Genomic DNA, 16485 nt, shown 5'->3' with positions numbered 1-16485 from the left:
GTGCAATCGCCGCTTTGCATATCACATGCTGATGTGATAGCGGGGCCACATGAGCAGCGAACTGATCGAAAGCGTCCGCAAGCTGGTGCGTGACGGCATTCTCTCCCGCTCCGGGCTGGCCCGGGCCGCCGGGCTCCACGCCAACAGCCTGCGCCGGCTGGACGAAGCGGACTGGAACCCCACCGCCGAGACGCTCGGCAAGCTCGAATCCTATCTCTTCGCGCGCGAGCATGGCACGGCCCTCGCCAGCGCCGAGGAAATCATCAACGAGGCGCGCAACGGGCGCATGTTCATCCTCGTCGATGACGAGGATCGCGAGAATGAGGGCGATCTCGTCATTCCCGCCCAGATGGCGACGCCGGACGCAATCAACTTCATGGCGACGCACGGCCGCGGGCTCATCTGCCTCGCGCTGACCCGCCAGCGGGTGGAGCAGCTTGGCCTCAACCTGATGAGCGCGAGCAATGGCACGCGTCACGAGACTGCCTTCACTGTCTCCATCGAGGCGCGCGAAGGCGTCACCACCGGCATTTCCGCGGCCGACCGCGCGCGCACCGTGGCCGTGGCCATCGACTCGGCCAAGGGGCCGGCCGATATCGTGACCCCGGGCCATGTCTTCCCGCTGATCGCCCGGGACGGCGGCGTGCTGGTGCGCACCGGCCATACCGAGGCGGCGGTGGATGTCGCGCGACTCGCCGGGCTCAATCCCTCGGGCGTGATCTGCGAGATCATGAAGGATGACGGGACGATGGCGCGTCTCGACGACCTCATCCCCTTCGCGCAGAAGCATCGCCTCAAGATCGGGACGATCCGCGACCTGATCGCTTATCGCCGCCGCAACGATCACATGATCGAGCGCCGGGCGGAAACCACCTTCCGCAGTCGCTGGGGCGGCGAATGGCGTTCCGTCGCCTTCTTCAACCGCGCCACCCAGTCCGAGCAGGTCGCTCTCATCAAGGGGCACATCTCGCCGGAAAATCCGACGCTGGTGCGCATGCATCAGGTCTCCATGTTCTCGGACATCTTCGGCGAGGAGGGCGCGCGCGCTGGCCTGCTCGCCCGCTCGATGGAGCTCATCGCGGAGGAGGGCGCCGGCGTCGTCGTCGTCATCAATCGTCCCGATACGGACCGGTTCAGTCGCAGCATGCGCGCCCGCTCTGCCGGCGCGGAGGGCTTGAGCAGCATGGATGAACTGCGCGACTATGGCGTCGGCGCGCAGATTCTCGCCGAGCTGGGTGTGCATGACATGATCCTGCTGACCAACAGCCATCACAATCTCATCGCACTCGACGGTTATGACCTGTCCGTCGTCGGGGAGCGCCCCATTTCCGGCGTCTGACGCATGGCGACGACCGCGGCGGTGGGGCTGCTGCTCGCGCTCGTCTCCGCTTTCACCTCCGCCTTCGCGCATGCCCTGCTCAAGTCGGGCGTGAACAAGCTGGCGACGCTGGCGTGGATCAGGGTGGTGGAACTGCTGATCGCCCTGCCGCTCGTCCTGTGGATGGGCTTGCCGCCCGCCATGCTCTGGCCCTGGCTGCTCGCGGCCGTGGCGGTCCATGCGATTTATCAGGTCGTGCTGTCCTGGTCCTATGCGGTGAGCGACTTCACGGCGGCCTACCCGATCGCGCGCGGCTTCGTGCCCATTTTCACGGCCCTGCTGGGCATGGCGCTGCTGGGTGACCGGCTTGACGGCATCGCGCTGGTTGGCGTGGCGCTGGTGAGCGGTGGCATCCTCTTCCTCGCCGGCAAGGGCGCGATCACCCGCACCGGCTTCATCGCCGCCGCGATCACGGGTCTCTTCACCACCACCTACACGCTGGTCGACGCCCATGGCGTGCGCATCGCGCCGGACATGCTGACCTTCGTCGCCTGGTTCTTCCTGCTTGGCGCCTTCCCGATCCCGCTGCTGCTGTTCGCGCGCTATGGGCGTGAAGGGCGGGTGCTGATGAGCCGGGACCGCAAGGCAGGTCTGGTCGCCGGCATCATGGCGGTCATTTCCTTCGCGCCGGCATTGTTCGCTCTCGGCCTCGCCCCGGTCGGCGCGGTGGCGGCGATTCGCGAGACGAGCCTCATCGTCGGGCTTGTGCTTGGCTCCGTGATGCTGAAGGAGAAGCTCGGCTGGCAGCGCATCTGCGGTGGGCTGCTGGTGACGGCGGGCACGCTCGGTGTCATCGCACGCACCGCTTTCTCATGATTTTCCCTCTCCGTTCCCGAAAGGACAAGCCATGGCCCGATTCCTCATCGTCGAAGCGCGCTTCTACGAGCATCTCAACGATCTGTTGATCGCCGGCGCGAAAGCCGCCATCGAGGAAGCGGGGCACCGGGCGGAAGTGCTCACCGTGCCCGGCGCGCTGGAAGTGCCCGGCGCGGTCGCCATGGCGGCGGAAAGCGGACGCTATGATGGCTTCGTGGCCATCGGCGTCGTCATCCGGGGCGAGACCTATCATTTCGAGATCGTCTCCAACGAGAGCGCGCGCGGGCTCATGGCGCTGGCCATGGACGGCATCGCCATCGGCAATGGCATCCTGACCGTCGAGAACGAAGCGCAGGCGCTGGTGCGCGCCGATCCGGCGCAGAAGGACAAGGGCGGCGAAGCGGCAAAGGCAGCCATCCGCATGCTGGAGATCGCGAGCAGCTTCCGGGACTGAGGCGCGCTGCCGGGCCGGGCGGTTTGCGCAGCTTTTCTCGCCCTTTCCGCCAAGGAATGCTCCACAGCGCCATCGGGATCGGCTAAGGGGAGCCGATGATCGCGACCAAGCCCGCCGACACCGGCCTTCTGGACGGAGAAACGCTCGACATGTTGCGCCTGCGGCTCGCGCCGCTGGTCGCTGCAAACGCGGCCTTCGATGGCTGGACACAGGCTGCGGTCGCGATGGCGGCCGACAATGCCGGCGTCGACCGGGATATCGCGGCGCTGGCCTTCGATGGCGGCGCGATGGTGATGATCGATGCCTGGTTCGCCGCCGTGGACGCCGCAATGCTGGCGCGCCTCCCGGCGGAAGAGATTGCCGCAATGAGCATCCGTGGCCGCATTACGGCTCTTGTGGAAGCGCGCCTCGCCTTTATGGCGCCGCACCGGGAAGCGCTGCGACGCGCGCAGGCCATCCTGTCCATGCCGACCAACATCGCCGCAGCCACGCGGCTCGGCTGGCGCGCGGCGGACGTCATTTGGCGCGCGGCAGGCGATACGGCGGTCGATTACAATCACTATACCAAGCGCGCGACGCTCGCCGCCGTCTATGCGGCCACCGCGCTTGTCTTCGTGAATGACGAGAGCGAGGATCATGCCGACACGCGCGCGTTTCTCGCGCGCCGCATCGAGAATGTGATGCGCTTCGAAAAGGCCAAGGCGCGCCTGTCCGCGCGCGGGGACAGGCACTTCAGCATGTCTCGTTTCCTTGGCCGGCTGCGATATCGCGGGCTCTAGAAGGTTCGACTGCGGGTCGATAGCCGGGGCGGTGCGGCCGCACTCGCGATGGGCTTGCCCCAAGGGCATGTTATTGATAATCACTCGCATCAAATAGAAGAAAGCCTCGTCTTGCGCCTCACGTCCCTTGCCCCCAATCAGCCCGCTTATGTCGACAGCGTTGACTGGACAGCGATGTCCGAGCTCGATGGCAAGCGCCTGCGGGAGCTGGGGCTGTGCGAGGGCGCCAGCATCGAGCTGCTTCATCGCGCGGGCTTCACCGGGCGTGGCGCCCATGCCTGTCGCGTAGGACGCATGATCGTGGGGATGCGCGCGGCCCATGCCGATGCAATCCATGTGAGGACGGGCCCCGTCGGACTTGCCGCGTCAGGGGACGGGGAAGAGGCCGCCTGATGGATCATAGCGGACTGATTGCGCTGGTCGGCAATCCCAATGCCGGCAAGAGCGCCTTGTTCAACGCGCTCACCGGCGCGCGCCAGAAAGTGGGCAACTATCCGGGCGTCACTGTCGAGCGCAAGGCCGGGCGGCTGGTTCTGGCCGACGGGCGCGGGTTGGACATCGTCGATCTGCCGGGCAGCTACAGTCTGGACGCCAAGAGCCCCGACGAGGAAGTGACGCGCAACGTCATATTCGGCTACCAGCAGGGCGAGCGGCGGCCCGATCTGCTCGTCATCGTGCTCGATGCCGCCAATCTCGACAATCATCTGCGGTTCGCGTTGGAGCTGATCGCTCTCGGCACGCCGTGCATCGTCGCGCTCAACATGGTCGATCTCGCCACGCGGGACGGGCTGGAGCTGGATGCGGCCCGTCTGTCGGAAGATCTGGGCGTCCCTGTTGTTCCCACCGTCGCTGTCCGGCGCCGCGGGCTCGATCATCTGTCCGATGAGATCGGCAAGGCGCTGCCTGCCCATGCGACGCCGCAGCCGGTTCAGGCGCAGCAGGCTCCGCGCGATGAGGACGAACTGCGCCGCGAGGCGCGGCGGATCGCCCGGCGTGCGATTGTCTCGGAGACGCCCACGCGGCGCGTGACCGGCGCGATCGACAAGCTGGTGCTGCATCCGGTGGCGGGGCCGCTGATCCTGCTGGGGCTGCTGTTCATCATCTTCCAGGCCGTCTTCAGCTGGTCGGAAGCACCGGTAGCCTGGATCGAGGAGAGTTTCGCTGCCCTGCAGGTGATGGTGGAAGCCGTGCTGCCGGATGGCTTCCTGCGCGATCTGCTGGTCCAGGGCGTGATCAACGGTGTCGGGTCGGTGATCGTCTTCCTGCCGCAGATCCTCATCCTCTTCTTCTTCATCATCCTGCTGGAAGCGACCGGCTACATGACGCGCGCCGCCTTCCTGATGGATGGGCTCATGGCGAAAGTGGGTCTCTCCGGCCGCGCCTTCATTCCGCTGCTCTCGAGCTTTGCCTGTGCCATTCCCGGCATCATGGCAACGCGCACGATCAGCGATCCCAAGGACCGGCTGACCACGATCCTGATTGCGCCGCTGATGACCTGTTCGGCCCGCCTGCCGGTCTACACGCTCATCATCGCCGCCTTCATACCTGACCGCGCCGTGGCCGGCGGCATCGGTCTGCAAGGTCTGGTGCTGTTCATCCTCTATGTGTCGGGCATCGTCGGCGCGATGATCGTCGCTGCGCTGCTGCGCATGGGCGTGGTGAAGGGGCAGGGCGGCAGCTTCCTGATGGAGCTTCCCAAATATCAGATGCCGCTGCTGCGGGACGTCATCATCGGTCTGTGGCAGCGGGCGTGGATTTTCCTGCGCCGAGCGGGGACGATCATCTTCGTAACCACGATCGCTTTGTGGGTGCTGCTCTCCTTCCCCAAGCCGCCGGCGGGGAGCGATCTCAGCCCGGTTGAGTATAGCGCGGCCGGTCGCATCGCGAGCGTGATCGAGCCGGTGCTGCGGCCGATCGGCTTCAATCACGAGATTTCGCTGGCCCTGATTCCCGCGATGGCGGCGCGCGAAGTGGCGGTCTCCGCCCTCGCCACGGCCAACGCTATCGAGGAAAGCGACGACGAGGAGCAACTCGCGCAAAGCCTCGGCGAGCGGCTGCAGGGGCGCTGGTCATTGCCGACGGCGCTGGCGTTCCTGGCCTGGTTTGTCTTCGCGCCGCAGTGCATCTCGACTCTCGCCGTGACGAAGCGGGAGACCAATAGCTGGCGCTGGCCTCTCTTCATGACCGCCTATCTGTTCGCGCTGGCGTGGCTGGCTGCGGGCGCCACTTACTGGACTGCCGTGGCGCTTGGCCTCTAGGTCGGGCCGGGTTCAGGTCCAACGACCCTTCCGCCTCATGATCGCCCGCGACGCGGACCCGCGATCGGCTGAATGGCGATCGGCCCCAGCGGCGGACTGGACGAGCCGCGCGGCGCGTCTATAAGCGGGGGCAATTCCCTATCCCGCTTTCGGAGAGCTTCATGGCAGGCAGCGTCAACAAGGTCATTCTCGTCGGAAATCTCGGCGCCGATCCGGAAGTGAAGAGCTTCTCCAACGGCGGGCGCATCTGCAACATCCGCATTGCCACGTCGGACAACTGGACCGATCGCCAGAGCGGCGAGCGGCGCGAGCGCACCGAGTGGCACAATGTCGTGATCCGGTCGGACGGACTCATCGGCATCGCCGAGAAGTATCTGCGCAAGGGCAAGAAGGTCTATATCGAAGGCTCGCTGCAGACCCGCAAGTGGCAGGACCAGAACGGACAGGATCGCTACACGACCGAGATCGTCCTGTCCGGCCCCGGCGCGGTCATGACCATGCTGGACGGCGGCCCTGGCGGGGGCAGCGGCGAAGGTGGCGGCCGGCGCAACGAAGGCTGGGGCGCTGGCGGCGATGACATGGGCGGCGGTTTCGGCGGCGGCGCGGGCGCGCGTTCGTCCGGCGGGGCCCGCCCGGCCTCTGGCGCGAGCCCATTCAACGACGGCTTCGACGACGACGAAATTCCCTTCTGAGTCCGCTTTCAGAAGCGCGCGGACCAGCGCAGCGCGAGCCCCAGGTCGTCCGGCATCGCGGCGATATTGCCGCCTTGTTCCCGCAGGAAAAGATTGGCGCCCAGCCAGCCGGGGCCGACGGATCGCGCATAGCTCAGCTCGTGATTGCGTTCCCGGCCACCCGGCGCGAGGTCGAGCGGCACCACGCGGCTGGTGGCGACCTGCGTTTCCCAGTCCCACTGGTCTGGCAGGGCGAGATCGAAACGGCTGGCAACGACGCGCAGCGGCTGCGCGATGCGGATGCCCAGTAAATCGTCCGACGCGAAGAGATTGCGGCGGGCAAGGTCGATTGACCAGCTTTCGCTGGCGAGTTGGCCGCCCCGGGTGAGCAGGCCGCCGGCGGCCGCATGCGTCCAGCCATGTTGCCAGTTGGCCGAAAGGGTCAGTTGCGGCGCGACTCGCATCGATCCGCCGAGCCTCGCGAACAGCGTGCGAGCGGACTGGCCGCCGAGTAGCGGATCGAACCGGGCGCCAAGCGCGCTTGCCGGTTCGTCCATGAGAGTCAGGCCAGCAGAAAGGGCGGCCGCGCTCCGCTCCATTCCGATCGTCATGCTGACGGCATGATAAGGAGCAGGGCGCGTCGCCACCGGGTCGGTCACGCCGGGCCGATGCACAGGCGCGCCGACATGGCCGGTCTCAAAGCCGCCTGTCAGGCTGAAGCCTTCGCCCAGCCTGCGGGAGAGCATCATGGCGCCTGCCGGCCGCAAATCTCCGCGCTGCGCATCGAAGCCATGGTCGGCCATGAGGAACGTGGGTGCAGCGCCGCCCCGCGCGCGCGTTGCAAGCGCGGAGAAGCCGGTTCGCAAGCCGAGCGTCATGGCCATGTCGGTGGAAAAGCGGGCTTCCAGGACGCCGGAGAGAAGGCGGGATTGGCGCCCGCGCTCCACATCCAGAAGCGATGATCCGGCGGAAGACAGGCTTCCCATGACCGGCGCCACGTTCAGCGAGAGGGCCAGCGCCTCGCTCCCCATTGTGACATGGCGCGCATGCTGGTCGAGCGCGGCGCCGAGTGAGTGCATGGACCCTCGCCGCAGGAAGCCCGGCGAGAGATCGACCCGGTAGGCGCGCGCCAGAGCATCGAGCGCGACGGTGCCGAGCGCTGCGCCGGTCACGTCACCCATGGGCGCGGAGAGCGCGCTGTTCGCGCCGGGCGTGACGGCGAGGCCAGTGCCGGCGACGCGAAGCTGCCCCTGCGGCGCGAACGCCGCCGCCACGTCGAGAATGCCCCTGCCATAGCGCGCGTCCGCGCCGGGCGCGCCGACGTCCCGTGCCGTCGAGAGCAGCAGATCCACGATCTGCCTGCCGGAGAGATTGGGGAAGGCCTGTGCCAGCAGCGCCGCGGCACCCGATATCTGCGGCGCGGCCAGCGACGTGCCGGTATAGAGATAGTCCACGCCCTCATGATCGATGGTGCGCACGCGATTGCCCAGCGCGGCGAGGCTCACCGTTTCGAAGCCGAAAACGCCTGCCGAGAAGCCGCTCACCGTGTCATTCTCGTTCACGGACGAAGCGATGATGACCAGTCCGCGAGCATAAGCGGGATCAGCGAAGGATTGCGCGAGGGCGTCCGGCGAGACCAGCGGCGCTTCGCCCTCGAGATTGTTGCCGGCGGCAACGACGATGATAGTGCCGGCCGCCGTGGCGCGGCTCACTGCCTGCAGCAGCTGGCCGGGGGCCGTCCCCCCGCCGAGCGAGATGTTGATGACCCGGGCGCCGTTTTGCCATGCGTGATCGATGGCGCTGGCGATTGCGCTGGTAGGGTGCGTGCAGCCGCTGTCGCTGCAATTGCTTTGGTCGTCCGTGCGCAAGGCCATGAGCGTCGCGCCCCAGGCCATGCCCATGATGTGCCGGTCATTGCGTCCGGCGGCGAGGACGGCCGAGACCGCGGTGCCGTGCCCCTCGACGTCCGCATAGCTCGTGTTGCTGCCAAAGCCCCGCGAGGCGGCGCTGATGCGACCGGTGAACTCGCCGGCAGGATCGGAGAGGCCACTGTCCAGGACTGCCACCGTGACGCCTGCGCCCGAGGCACCTGCGGCATAAGCCGTTATCCCGCCATGATGGGACGGCCCGCTGGACTGCCGATACTCCGCGGTGTCGAAGCTGGCGGCCGGTGTGGGCGTTGGCGAAGGTGCGGGTGTTGGCGCAGTCGTCGGGGCAGGCGTCGGCAAGGGAGAAGGCGCCGGCGCCGGCGTCGAATTGATGCTGCCGCCACCGCCACAGGCGGAAAGGGCCAGTATAAGTGCCGGAATGGTTCCCCGTCGCGGCCAGCGCGTCATGCTGCTCGATGCTCCCCGTCCGCCCGAATCCCCCCCGGGCGTTTAGGCGCCTCACCCTATAGCAGGATGGTTAAGGAGGCATGCAGCCTCGATGGAGAGGTTGGGGCCGTTCAGTCGCCGCCGAGCGCCAGCAGGGCATAGGTCGCGAGCCAGTGCTCTCCCATATAGTCACCCGCGACATGCGGCAGGCTGGCATCGAGATGAGCCTGCAGCACCGGCGCGATGACAGCCTCCAGCGGATGGGGCGCGAGCCGGGCGCCGATGGCGCGCCAGCACCATGCCCGGGACAGGTTGAGGCCGTCGAGATGCGCAATCTTCCCGTCGCTGCGATCCGAGACGAGAGCGGGCGTGAAAAGCGTCGCGGGCTGCCCCGATGCGGCGCGGGGCAGGAATGCCCCGAACCAGCGTGCGAATTCTTCCCGTGGCAGCACGCGGCTCATCAGCAGTGCTTCGCAGAGGGCAGAGGAAAGGAATTCGTCACCGCCCGGCTCCCAGGCCTGGCAATCGCGATCTTCCATGAACCAGTCCCGTGCGCGCTGCTCGATCAGCGTCCGCAGTGACGGGTCGCGCTCTTCCGCCCAGCGATGCGCCAGCGTGAGCGCGAAGCTGGAGTTGAAATGCGTGCCGACGCGGATGGGATAAGTGAGCTTGGGCAGATGATTGGCGAGACGGCCGGCGAGATTGTGGGCCAGTGGCTCGATGGCATCCGCCCAGGGTCCGTCATGCTGCGTCAGCTCATGGTGCAGCGCGAGCAGCCAGGCCCAGCCATAGGGCCGGGAGGCATTGCCGCCATTGGGCCGCTCGAACCAGGCGATCTCGCCTGCGACCTTGTCCGGCACCAGCATGGCGTCGGCCCGCGCCCGGATCTCGGCGGCCTCCAGCATGGCCGGGAAGAGCCGCATCAGGCGCATGACCTGCCACCAGCCATGCACGCAGCTATGCCAGTCGAAGCTGCCATGGAAGATGGGATTGTGGGTGATGGGCGGCCGCGCATCTGCCGGGCCGTTCATCACCAGATCCATCTTGTAGGGATATTGCCGGCCCAGATGGCCAAGGGTGAGCCGCGCGAAGCGGGACGCGATGTCGGGCGTGAGATCTGTCATCGGAAAGCCAGTAGATAGATGAGCGCGATGTTGACAGCGAGCAATGGGAGGGCGGTGCCGATCTGGCGACGGATCACGCCATATTCGTCCTTCAGCTCCAGCAATGCCGCGGGCACGAGATTGAAGTTGGCGGCCATCGGCGTCATCAGCGTGCCGCAGAAGCCGGCGAGCATGCCGATAGCGGATATGATGGTGGGGTCGCCGCCGTAGCGCGTGATGAGCAGGGGCATGCCGATCGCGGCGATCATCACCGGAAAGGCAGCGAAGGCATTGCCCATCACGATGGTGAAGAGCGCCATGCCGAGGCCGAAGGCGATCACGGCGCCGAGCAGGCTGCCCTCGGGGATGGCAAGCTGGATGATGCCGCCCACCGCCTCGCCCACTCCGGCGAGCGCGAACACGGCGCCCAGGCTGGCGAGCATCTGTGGCAGGATGGCCGCCCAGCCGACCTGATCCATCAGCCGCCGGCCCTGCTGCAGCGGTAGCATCGGCGCGGCGCGCAGGCGGGCATGGCCATAAGCGAGCGCCAGCAGCACACCCAGAGCGAGGCTGATGAGCGTCACCTGCTTCACATCGATGAGCGTCGGCAAATGGCGTAGGGCGACGGTGCCGAGCAGGGCGCTCGCCGGAATGACCAGGGCGATCAGGAACAGCCCGTTGCCGAAGCGGCGGCTGCGCTCCGCGCGCAGGGCGGGGGCCACGTCCCCGCCGCCGCTCCGGCCTAGTGCGCCGATCCCGGCAATGGCAACCAGCGCGAGCACGAGCAGCCCGTTGCCCAGGTCACCCAGGAAGTCGCCAGCCCACATGCTGAGTGCCATCAGGCCCCAGAAGGCGGCATTGCCGAACCGCTTCGGATTGGCATTGTCGGAGAGGCCGAGCACGGCGAAAGCCGCGAAGGCCCCGCCCGCGAGCACATAGACCCAGCCGAGCGTGATCATGGCCGGGTCTCCGTCCCTTCGGCCTTAAGGGCACTGACGCGCCGGTCGAGCCGCCACAGCCGGAAACCATGGATGAGGAAGGCACTGATCGCAGTGGGAATTGCCCACAGCGAAAGCTGGAGCGGCTGGACATGAATGCCATATTGGTCGAGCAGGCCGACGATGAGCAGGATCGACCCGATGGCGAGGAAGATATCCTCGCCGAAGAAGAGGCCGACATTGTCCGTCGCCGCGGACCAGCCCTTGATTTCCTCGCGCATCTCCTCGGGCAGGTCGCCCGCCTGCGCCTCGGCGGCGGCCTGCGCCATCGGTGCAACCAGCGGACGCACCGTCTGGGGATGTCCGGCAACCGAGGTGAGGCCGATCGCCGCCGTTGCCTGTCGCAGCAGCAGATAGCCGGTGAGGAGCTTGCCGACCGTGGCGCCTCTCAGCCCGCCGATCAGCGCCTTGGCCCGCTCCTGCAGCCCATAGGCCTCGAGCAGGCCGATGACCGGCAGCACGATCCAGATGATGCTGACATAGCGGGTCTCGTTGAAGGCCTTGCCGAAAGCGGAGACGATGGCGATCGGATCGAGACCGGCGGCCAGCCCCGTCACCAGCGCCGAGACCATGATGACGAGTAGCGGATTGAAGCGGAGCATGAAGCCCACGACGATCACCGCAATGCCGAGCAATACCCACATGATGTCAGCGCCCCCCTGTTCCGGCCGTCATGGCTTTTGCCGTTCCATCCAGCCATTGATCGCATGGCGGCGTGAGCGGGTCATGCCTTGCCGTAGCCTCCGCCGCCGGGCGTCTCGATGACGAAGACGTCGCCCGGTGCCATTTCCACCGCCGCTGTCGCCCGCAGCGATTCGACACGACCGTCTGCTCGCTCGACCCGGTTCGCGCCGGGCGCGCCGGGCTCCCCGCCGGCAAGCCCGAATGGCGGGACAGCGCGACGGTTGGACAGGATGCCCGCGGTCATCGCTTCGCGGAAACGGATTCGCCGCACGGCCCCGTCGCCGCCCCGATGCGCACCGGCCCCGCCCGAACCGCGGCGGATGGCAAAACTCTCGAGCAGAACCGGAAAACGGGTCTCCAGGATCTCGGGGTCGGTGAGGCGGCTGTTGGTCATGTGCGTCTGGACGACGCTGGTACCGTCGAAATCCGGCCCGGCCCCCGAGCCGCCGGCGATGGTTTCGTAATATTGATGGCGGGCATTGCCGAACGTGAAGTTGTTCATGGTGCCCTGCGCGGCCGCCATGGCGCCGAATGCCCCGAACAGCGCATCCGTCACCACCTGGCTGGTCTCGACATTGCCTGCCACCACGGCTGCAGGATGGCGCGGATGGAGCATCGAGCCTTCCGGAACGATGAGCGTCACCGGCCGCAGGCAGCCCTCGTTCATGGGAATGGGATCGTCCAGCATGGTGCGCAGCACGTAAAGCACCGCGGCGCGCACCACCGGCAACGGCGCGTTGAAATTGCCGGGAAGCTGCGCGCTGGTGCCAGTGAAGTCGATGGTGACGGCGCGCGCGTCGCGGTCGATGGTGACGCGGACCGTCACCTGCGCGCCATTGTCCATGGCATAGCGGAAATCCCCGTCGCCAAGGCCCGCGATCAGGCGGCGAACCGCTTCCTCGGCCTGCGCCTGGCAATGGCCCATATAAGCAGCGACCACATCCGCGCCCTGCTCGGCGCTGATGCGGCGCAACTCGGCCGCGCCTTTCGCGCAGGCCGCGACCTGCGCCTTCAGGTCCGCCAGATTCTGCCCGATGTTGCGGGAGGGCCAGCGGCCCGACCCCAACAGGGCGGAAATCTCAGCATCGAGGAACCGCCCGTCCGCCACGATCAGCACATTGTCGAGCAGCACACCTTCTTCCTCGACGCTGGTGCTGCCGGGCGGCATCGATCCCGGGGTGATGCCGCCAATGTCCGCATGATGACCGCGCGCCGCCACGAAATAGGCCGGGGCGGCATCCGCAGCGTCGACGAACACCGGCATGATGACGGTAATGTCGGGCAGATGGGTGCCGCCCTCATAAGGCGCGTTGAGCGCATAGGCATCGCCCGGGCGAATGCCGCGCCCGTCGCGCCCGTCCCCACGCCGCCGCAGGATGGTGCGCACGCTTTCGCCCATCGAGCCCAGATGCACTGGCATGTGCGGCGCGTTGGCGACGAGATTGCCCTGCGCATCGAACAGCGCGCAGGAAAAATCCAGTCGCTCGCGAATGTTGACGGATGAGGCACTGTGCTGGAGGGCCGCGCCCATTTCCTCGGCAATCGCCATGAACAGCCCGCCCATGATTTCCAGGCGCACCGGGTCGGCCTGCCTGTCGTCCGCCTTCTCCTGCACGCGCGGCAGATAGCGGGTAAGCAGCAATGATCCCTCGTCATGGACCTGCGCGCGCCAGCCCGGCTCGACGATGGTGGTGGAGACCGTATCGATGATGATCGCGGGCCCCTCCACCCTGAATCCGATGGCGAGCTGGGCCCGGTCATAGAGCGGCGCATCATGCGTCGTGCCGGCCATGAACGTGCGCACCGTCTCGAGCGGCGGCGCGGACTGCGCCGGCATCGGCAGGTCGAGCGTGCTTGCGGCGTCGCCCGGGAGCACCGCCTCAACGCGGATCATCTCGGCAACCAGCGGTGCCGAACCGACGAAGCCGAAGCGCTCGCGATAGGCCGCCTCGAATGCTGCCTTCATGTCCGCGAGCGGGCCGTGCGGAACTTCGATAAGGCTGTCGGTGCCCTCGAGACGGAGCATCACGGCCGCTTCTCGATGCAAGGGCCCCTCGACACCCTGCGCGCGCAGCGCTGCTTCCGCGGCATGGCCGAGCGCGGCGATGGACGCGGCCAGATCCGCCGGGCCGGTGGTGCGGTCCAGCGAAAGGCTCACCGTGCGCTCGCGCACCTCGCGCCGGTCGGCCAGCCCCATGCCATATGCCGAGAGCACGCCCGCGAGCGGATGGATCATCACCCGGTCCATACCGAGCGCATCGGCCACGAGGCAGGCATGCTGCCCACCCGCGCCGCCGAAGCAGGCGAGCGTGTAGCGCGTCACGTCATGGCCGCGCTGGACGGAGATGGCCTTGATCGCGTTCGCCATGTTCGCGACGGCGATGGCGATGAACCCCTCCGCGGCCTGTTCCGGGCTGAGCACGCGGCCGGTCGCACTGTGCACTTCCTCGACGAGGGCGCCGAACATGTCGCGCACCACGGCGGCGTCGAGCGGTTGGTCGCCCGACGGGCCGAACACGCTCGGGAAATGATGCGGCACGATCTTGCCGAGCATCACATTGCAGTCGGTCACGGTCAGCGGGCCGCCGCGCCGGTAGCAGGCCGGGCCGGGCACCGCGCCGGCCGATTCCGGCCCCACGAAGAAGCGCGTGCCGTCGAACCCGCAGATCGATCCGCCGCCCGCCGCGACGGTATGGATGCGCATGATCGGCGCCCGGATGCGCGCGCCCGCGATCATCGTCTCGCTGTCCCGCTCATACTGGCCCGCGAAGTGGGAGACGTCGGTGGAGGTGCCGCCCATGTCGAAGCCGATTACGTGATCGATCCCCGCCGCCCGCGCGGTGCGGGCCATGCCGACGATACCGCCCGCGGGGCCCGAGAGGATCGCATCCTTGCCGTGAAAGGCGTTCGCCGCCGTCAGGCCGCCATTGGACTGCATGAACAGCGCATCGACGGCCGGGCCCGCCTCGCCCTGAAGCACCTCGACATAGCGGCGCAGCACGGGGGAGAGATAGGCATCCACCAGTGTCGTGTCGCCTCGCCCGACCAGCCGGATGAGAGGCGCGACGTCATGGCTCACCGAAACCTGCGTGAAGCCGATGTCGCGCGCGATGCGCGCCAGCCTCGCTTCATGCGCCGTGTAGCGATAGCCGTGCATCAGCACGATGGCGACGGCGCGCAGGCCCGTGTCATAAGCGCGCTGCAGGTCCGCGCGCGCCTTTGCCTCGTCGAGCGGGAGAAGCACCTCGCCGGCCGCGCTCACCCGCTCGGTCACTTCGATGACGGCGGCATGGACCGGCTCCGGCCGCACGATATGCCGCGCGAACAGTTCGGGCCGCTCCTGGTAGCCGATGCGGAGCGCATCGCCGAAACCGCGCGTGATGACCAGCGCGGTCGGTTCGCCCTTACGCTCCAGCAGCGCGTTGGTGGCGACGGTGGTGCCCACGCGGATGTCGGCCGCCGGCAGCGGTCCGTGCGCCACGCCCATGATCCGCCGCATCGCAGCGACGGCAGCATCGCGATAGTGTTCCGGATTTTCGGAAAGCAGCTTGGCCGTGACGATGCGCCCATCCGGCGCGCGCGCGATCACATCGGTGAAAGTGCCCCCGCGATCCACCCAGAACTGCCAGCGCCCGATTGTCATGGATGCTCTGCCTAGAGTATTTTTCCGGCGGATGGAAACATCTGCCGATCCCGAGCCGGCTGCGCGTCCGGCGCATGTCAGCGGTGGCGCAGCTGGCGACTGATCTCGGTAATCAGAAGCTGTTCCAGCGCATCGACCGCGCGTGGCGCACGCGGCGACCGTGCAATGATCCGCCGCATCGGCTCCAGCTCGGGGCCAAAGCGCACAAGCCGACCTTCCGCGAGGGCGGGCGCGACCTGTTCTTCCGTGAGGATCGAGACGCCCAGGCCCTCCTCGACGATGGTCTGGATGACGTCCGGAAAATCCAGATAGCGCACCGCGCGGCGGGGGCGGATGCCGGCGGCATTGAGTTGCCGCTCCAGCCAGTGTTCGGCCGCGCCGCCGAAATCGGGGAGGATGAACTGAAGATCCTCCACGGCCAGCCTCCCCGTCTCCAGCAGATGGAGCGTCTCGGGCGCGCCGACCAGCAGGATGGGCACGTCGCCCAGCACATGGATGTTTGGCAGGCGCAGCGGCGGGCGGCCGATCGTGTACAGAAGCAGGTCGATGTCCCGTTTCTCCAGCGCCGCGGCGATCTGCCCCGGCGCCACGGCGGGGACGATCTGGACCTCGATGTTCGGGAGCTCCGTATAAATGCGGGCCATCAGGGACCGGAGAAAGAGATCACGGGAGCGATCGCCGAGGGAGAGGCGGATCGTCGTCTTTTCCTCGGCGTCGCGGGGCGCGGCCTTGCCGCGCAGGGGCTGGCTGGCGGAGAGCAATGTTTCGGCCCGCTGCAGCATCTCGAAGCCCTCGCGGGTCAGGACCGGCGTGGTCCCGCGCCGCCGGTCGAACAGCTTGTAGCCCAGATGCCTTTCGAGCGTGCTCATATGATCGCTGACGGCGGGTTGGGAAATGCCGAGCTGGTCGGCGGCGAGCGCAAAGCTGCCCGATCGTGCGACGGACACGAAGATGTCGAGCTGACGCAGGGTGAAGTCCCCAGCCTGTCGTCGCATTGCCGCTTACCAACCCTCCCTGATAAGGAATGGCTTATGGGATTAATAAGTCATTAATGAGTTGCTTTGTCAACAAAAGGCCTGCCTTATATTCCCAGGTGAAGCGAGGGGGCGCGGAACCTGCCGGAAAGGCGAAAATGATGCTGCGGAATGAGGCTGTCGAGCCAAACGCGAAGTCTGGCTGCCGGGGGGATGGCGGTCGGGTGGCGGCCCAGGGGGTGGGGCCGTCCGCGATCCTTGGCTCGGTGCCGGTCGTCGATCGGTTTCTCGTCAAGACGCACATGAGAGTCCAGCGCTGACGGGTCGCACGGAGCCGCGCCGGCCCAGTCCCGGCGCGGCTCCGATTTTCAATATGACTCCGCGGCATGCGCAACCTTTCGACCTGCGTCGC

Annotated in this window: 13 protein-coding genes; 7 read left to right on the top strand and 6 right to left on the bottom strand. The window is 67.3% G+C overall.

The window, feature by feature from the left end:
* Positions 1-49: 49 nt before the first annotated feature.
* The 7 genes from ribB (at position 50) to ssb (ending at position 6377) form a co-directional block, all read left to right on the top strand.
* Positions 50-1339 carry a 3,4-dihydroxy-2-butanone-4-phosphate synthase gene (gene ribB, locus HNP60_RS18260; protein ID WP_014078003.1) on the top strand — a complete coding sequence of 430 codons (1290 nt, stop codon included), beginning with the start codon at positions 50-52 and terminating at the stop codon, positions 1337-1339.
* A gap of 3 nt (positions 1340-1342) precedes the next feature.
* Entirely contained in the window at positions 1343-2194 is an 852-nt protein-coding gene (locus tag HNP60_RS18255) for a DMT family transporter (protein WP_184156354.1), read from the top strand.
* Between the two features lie 31 nt (positions 2195-2225).
* Positions 2226-2648, top strand: coding sequence for a 6,7-dimethyl-8-ribityllumazine synthase (gene ribH, locus HNP60_RS18250; protein ID WP_014078001.1), 423 nt, complete (start codon positions 2226-2228; stop codon positions 2646-2648).
* Positions 2649-2743: 95 nt separating this feature from the next.
* Entirely contained in the window at positions 2744-3427 is a 684-nt protein-coding gene (locus tag HNP60_RS18245; RefSeq protein ID WP_184156352.1) for a COQ9 family protein, read from the top strand.
* Positions 3428-3538: 111 nt separating this feature from the next.
* Positions 3539-3820, top strand: coding sequence for a FeoA family protein (locus tag HNP60_RS18240; RefSeq protein WP_184156350.1), 282 nt, complete (start codon positions 3539-3541; stop codon positions 3818-3820).
* Entirely contained in the window at positions 3820-5685 is a 1866-nt protein-coding gene (gene feoB / locus HNP60_RS18235; protein WP_184156348.1) for a ferrous iron transporter B, read from the top strand. The genes HNP60_RS18240 and feoB overlap by 1 nt, the downstream gene beginning before the upstream one ends.
* Positions 5686-5846: 161 nt before the next feature.
* Positions 5847-6377 carry a single-stranded DNA-binding protein gene (gene ssb / locus HNP60_RS18230; RefSeq protein WP_184156346.1) on the top strand — a complete coding sequence of 177 codons (531 nt, stop codon included), beginning with the start codon at positions 5847-5849 and terminating at the stop codon, positions 6375-6377.
* An 8-nt stretch (positions 6378-6385) separates the two neighbouring features.
* Here ssb and HNP60_RS18225 read toward each other — a convergent pair whose 3' ends face one another.
* The 6 genes from HNP60_RS18225 to HNP60_RS18200 all read right to left on the bottom strand — a co-directional run bounded on the left by HNP60_RS18225 (position 6386) and on the right by HNP60_RS18200 (position 16094).
* Complete coding sequence (locus tag HNP60_RS18225) at positions 6386-8692, bottom strand: S8 family peptidase (RefSeq protein WP_260394970.1); 2307 nt, start codon at positions 8690-8692, stop codon at positions 6386-6388.
* A gap of 110 nt (positions 8693-8802) precedes the next feature.
* A complete protein-coding gene (locus tag HNP60_RS18220) occupies positions 8803-9795 on the bottom strand; it encodes a DUF2891 domain-containing protein (protein ID WP_184156342.1) in 993 nt (330 codons plus the stop codon).
* Positions 9792-10733 (bottom strand): DUF979 domain-containing protein, encoded by a 942-nt coding sequence (locus HNP60_RS18215; protein ID WP_184156340.1) that lies wholly within the window; start codon positions 10731-10733, stop codon positions 9792-9794. Before HNP60_RS18215 ends, HNP60_RS18220 begins: the two co-directional genes overlap by 4 nt.
* Positions 10730-11416, bottom strand: coding sequence for a DUF969 domain-containing protein (locus tag HNP60_RS18210; protein ID WP_184156338.1), 687 nt, complete (start codon positions 11414-11416; stop codon positions 10730-10732). The genes HNP60_RS18215 and HNP60_RS18210 overlap by 4 nt, the downstream gene beginning before the upstream one ends.
* 80 nt (positions 11417-11496) lie before the next feature.
* Positions 11497-15099, bottom strand: a complete 3603-nt coding sequence (locus HNP60_RS18205; protein WP_184156336.1) for a hydantoinase B/oxoprolinase family protein — start codon at positions 15097-15099, stop codon at positions 11497-11499.
* A gap of 77 nt (positions 15100-15176) precedes the next feature.
* On the bottom strand, positions 15177-16094 hold the full coding sequence (locus tag HNP60_RS18200; protein ID WP_184156334.1) for a LysR family transcriptional regulator: 918 nt from the start codon (positions 16092-16094) through the stop codon (positions 15177-15179).
* Positions 16095-16485 lie beyond the last annotated feature (391 nt).

The sequence above is a fragment of the Sphingobium lignivorans genome (assembly GCF_014203955.1).
Lineage (GTDB): Bacteria > Pseudomonadota > Alphaproteobacteria > Sphingomonadales > Sphingomonadaceae > Sphingobium > Sphingobium lignivorans.
The sequence above is the reverse complement of the archived record's forward strand: the minus strand, read 5'-3'. Positions and strand labels throughout refer to the sequence as shown.

Coding starts and splice junctions, on each gene's coding strand:
- ribB (WP_014078003.1), top strand. CDS start 50: ATGAGCAGCGAACTGATCGAAAGCGTCCGCAAGCTGGTGCGTGACGGC.
- HNP60_RS18255 (WP_184156354.1), top strand. CDS start 1,343: ATGGCGACGACCGCGGCGGTGGGGCTGCTGCTCGCGCTCGTCTCCGCT.
- ribH (WP_014078001.1), top strand. CDS start 2,226: ATGGCCCGATTCCTCATCGTCGAAGCGCGCTTCTACGAGCATCTCAAC.
- HNP60_RS18245 (WP_184156352.1), top strand. CDS start 2,744: ATGATCGCGACCAAGCCCGCCGACACCGGCCTTCTGGACGGAGAAACG.
- feoB (WP_184156348.1), top strand. CDS start 3,820: ATGGATCATAGCGGACTGATTGCGCTGGTCGGCAATCCCAATGCCGGC.
- ssb (WP_184156346.1), top strand. CDS start 5,847: ATGGCAGGCAGCGTCAACAAGGTCATTCTCGTCGGAAATCTCGGCGCC.
- HNP60_RS18225 (WP_260394970.1), bottom strand. CDS start 8,692: ATGACGCGCTGGCCGCGACGGGGAACCATTCCGGCACTTATACTGGCC.
- HNP60_RS18220 (WP_184156342.1), bottom strand. CDS start 9,795: ATGACAGATCTCACGCCCGACATCGCGTCCCGCTTCGCGCGGCTCACC.
- HNP60_RS18215 (WP_184156340.1), bottom strand. CDS start 10,733: ATGATCACGCTCGGCTGGGTCTATGTGCTCGCGGGCGGGGCCTTCGCG.
- HNP60_RS18210 (WP_184156338.1), bottom strand. CDS start 11,416: ATGTGGGTATTGCTCGGCATTGCGGTGATCGTCGTGGGCTTCATGCTC.
- HNP60_RS18205 (WP_184156336.1), bottom strand. CDS start 15,099: ATGACAATCGGGCGCTGGCAGTTCTGGGTGGATCGCGGGGGCACTTTC.
- HNP60_RS18200 (WP_184156334.1), bottom strand. CDS start 16,094: ATGCGACGACAGGCTGGGGACTTCACCCTGCGTCAGCTCGACATCTTC.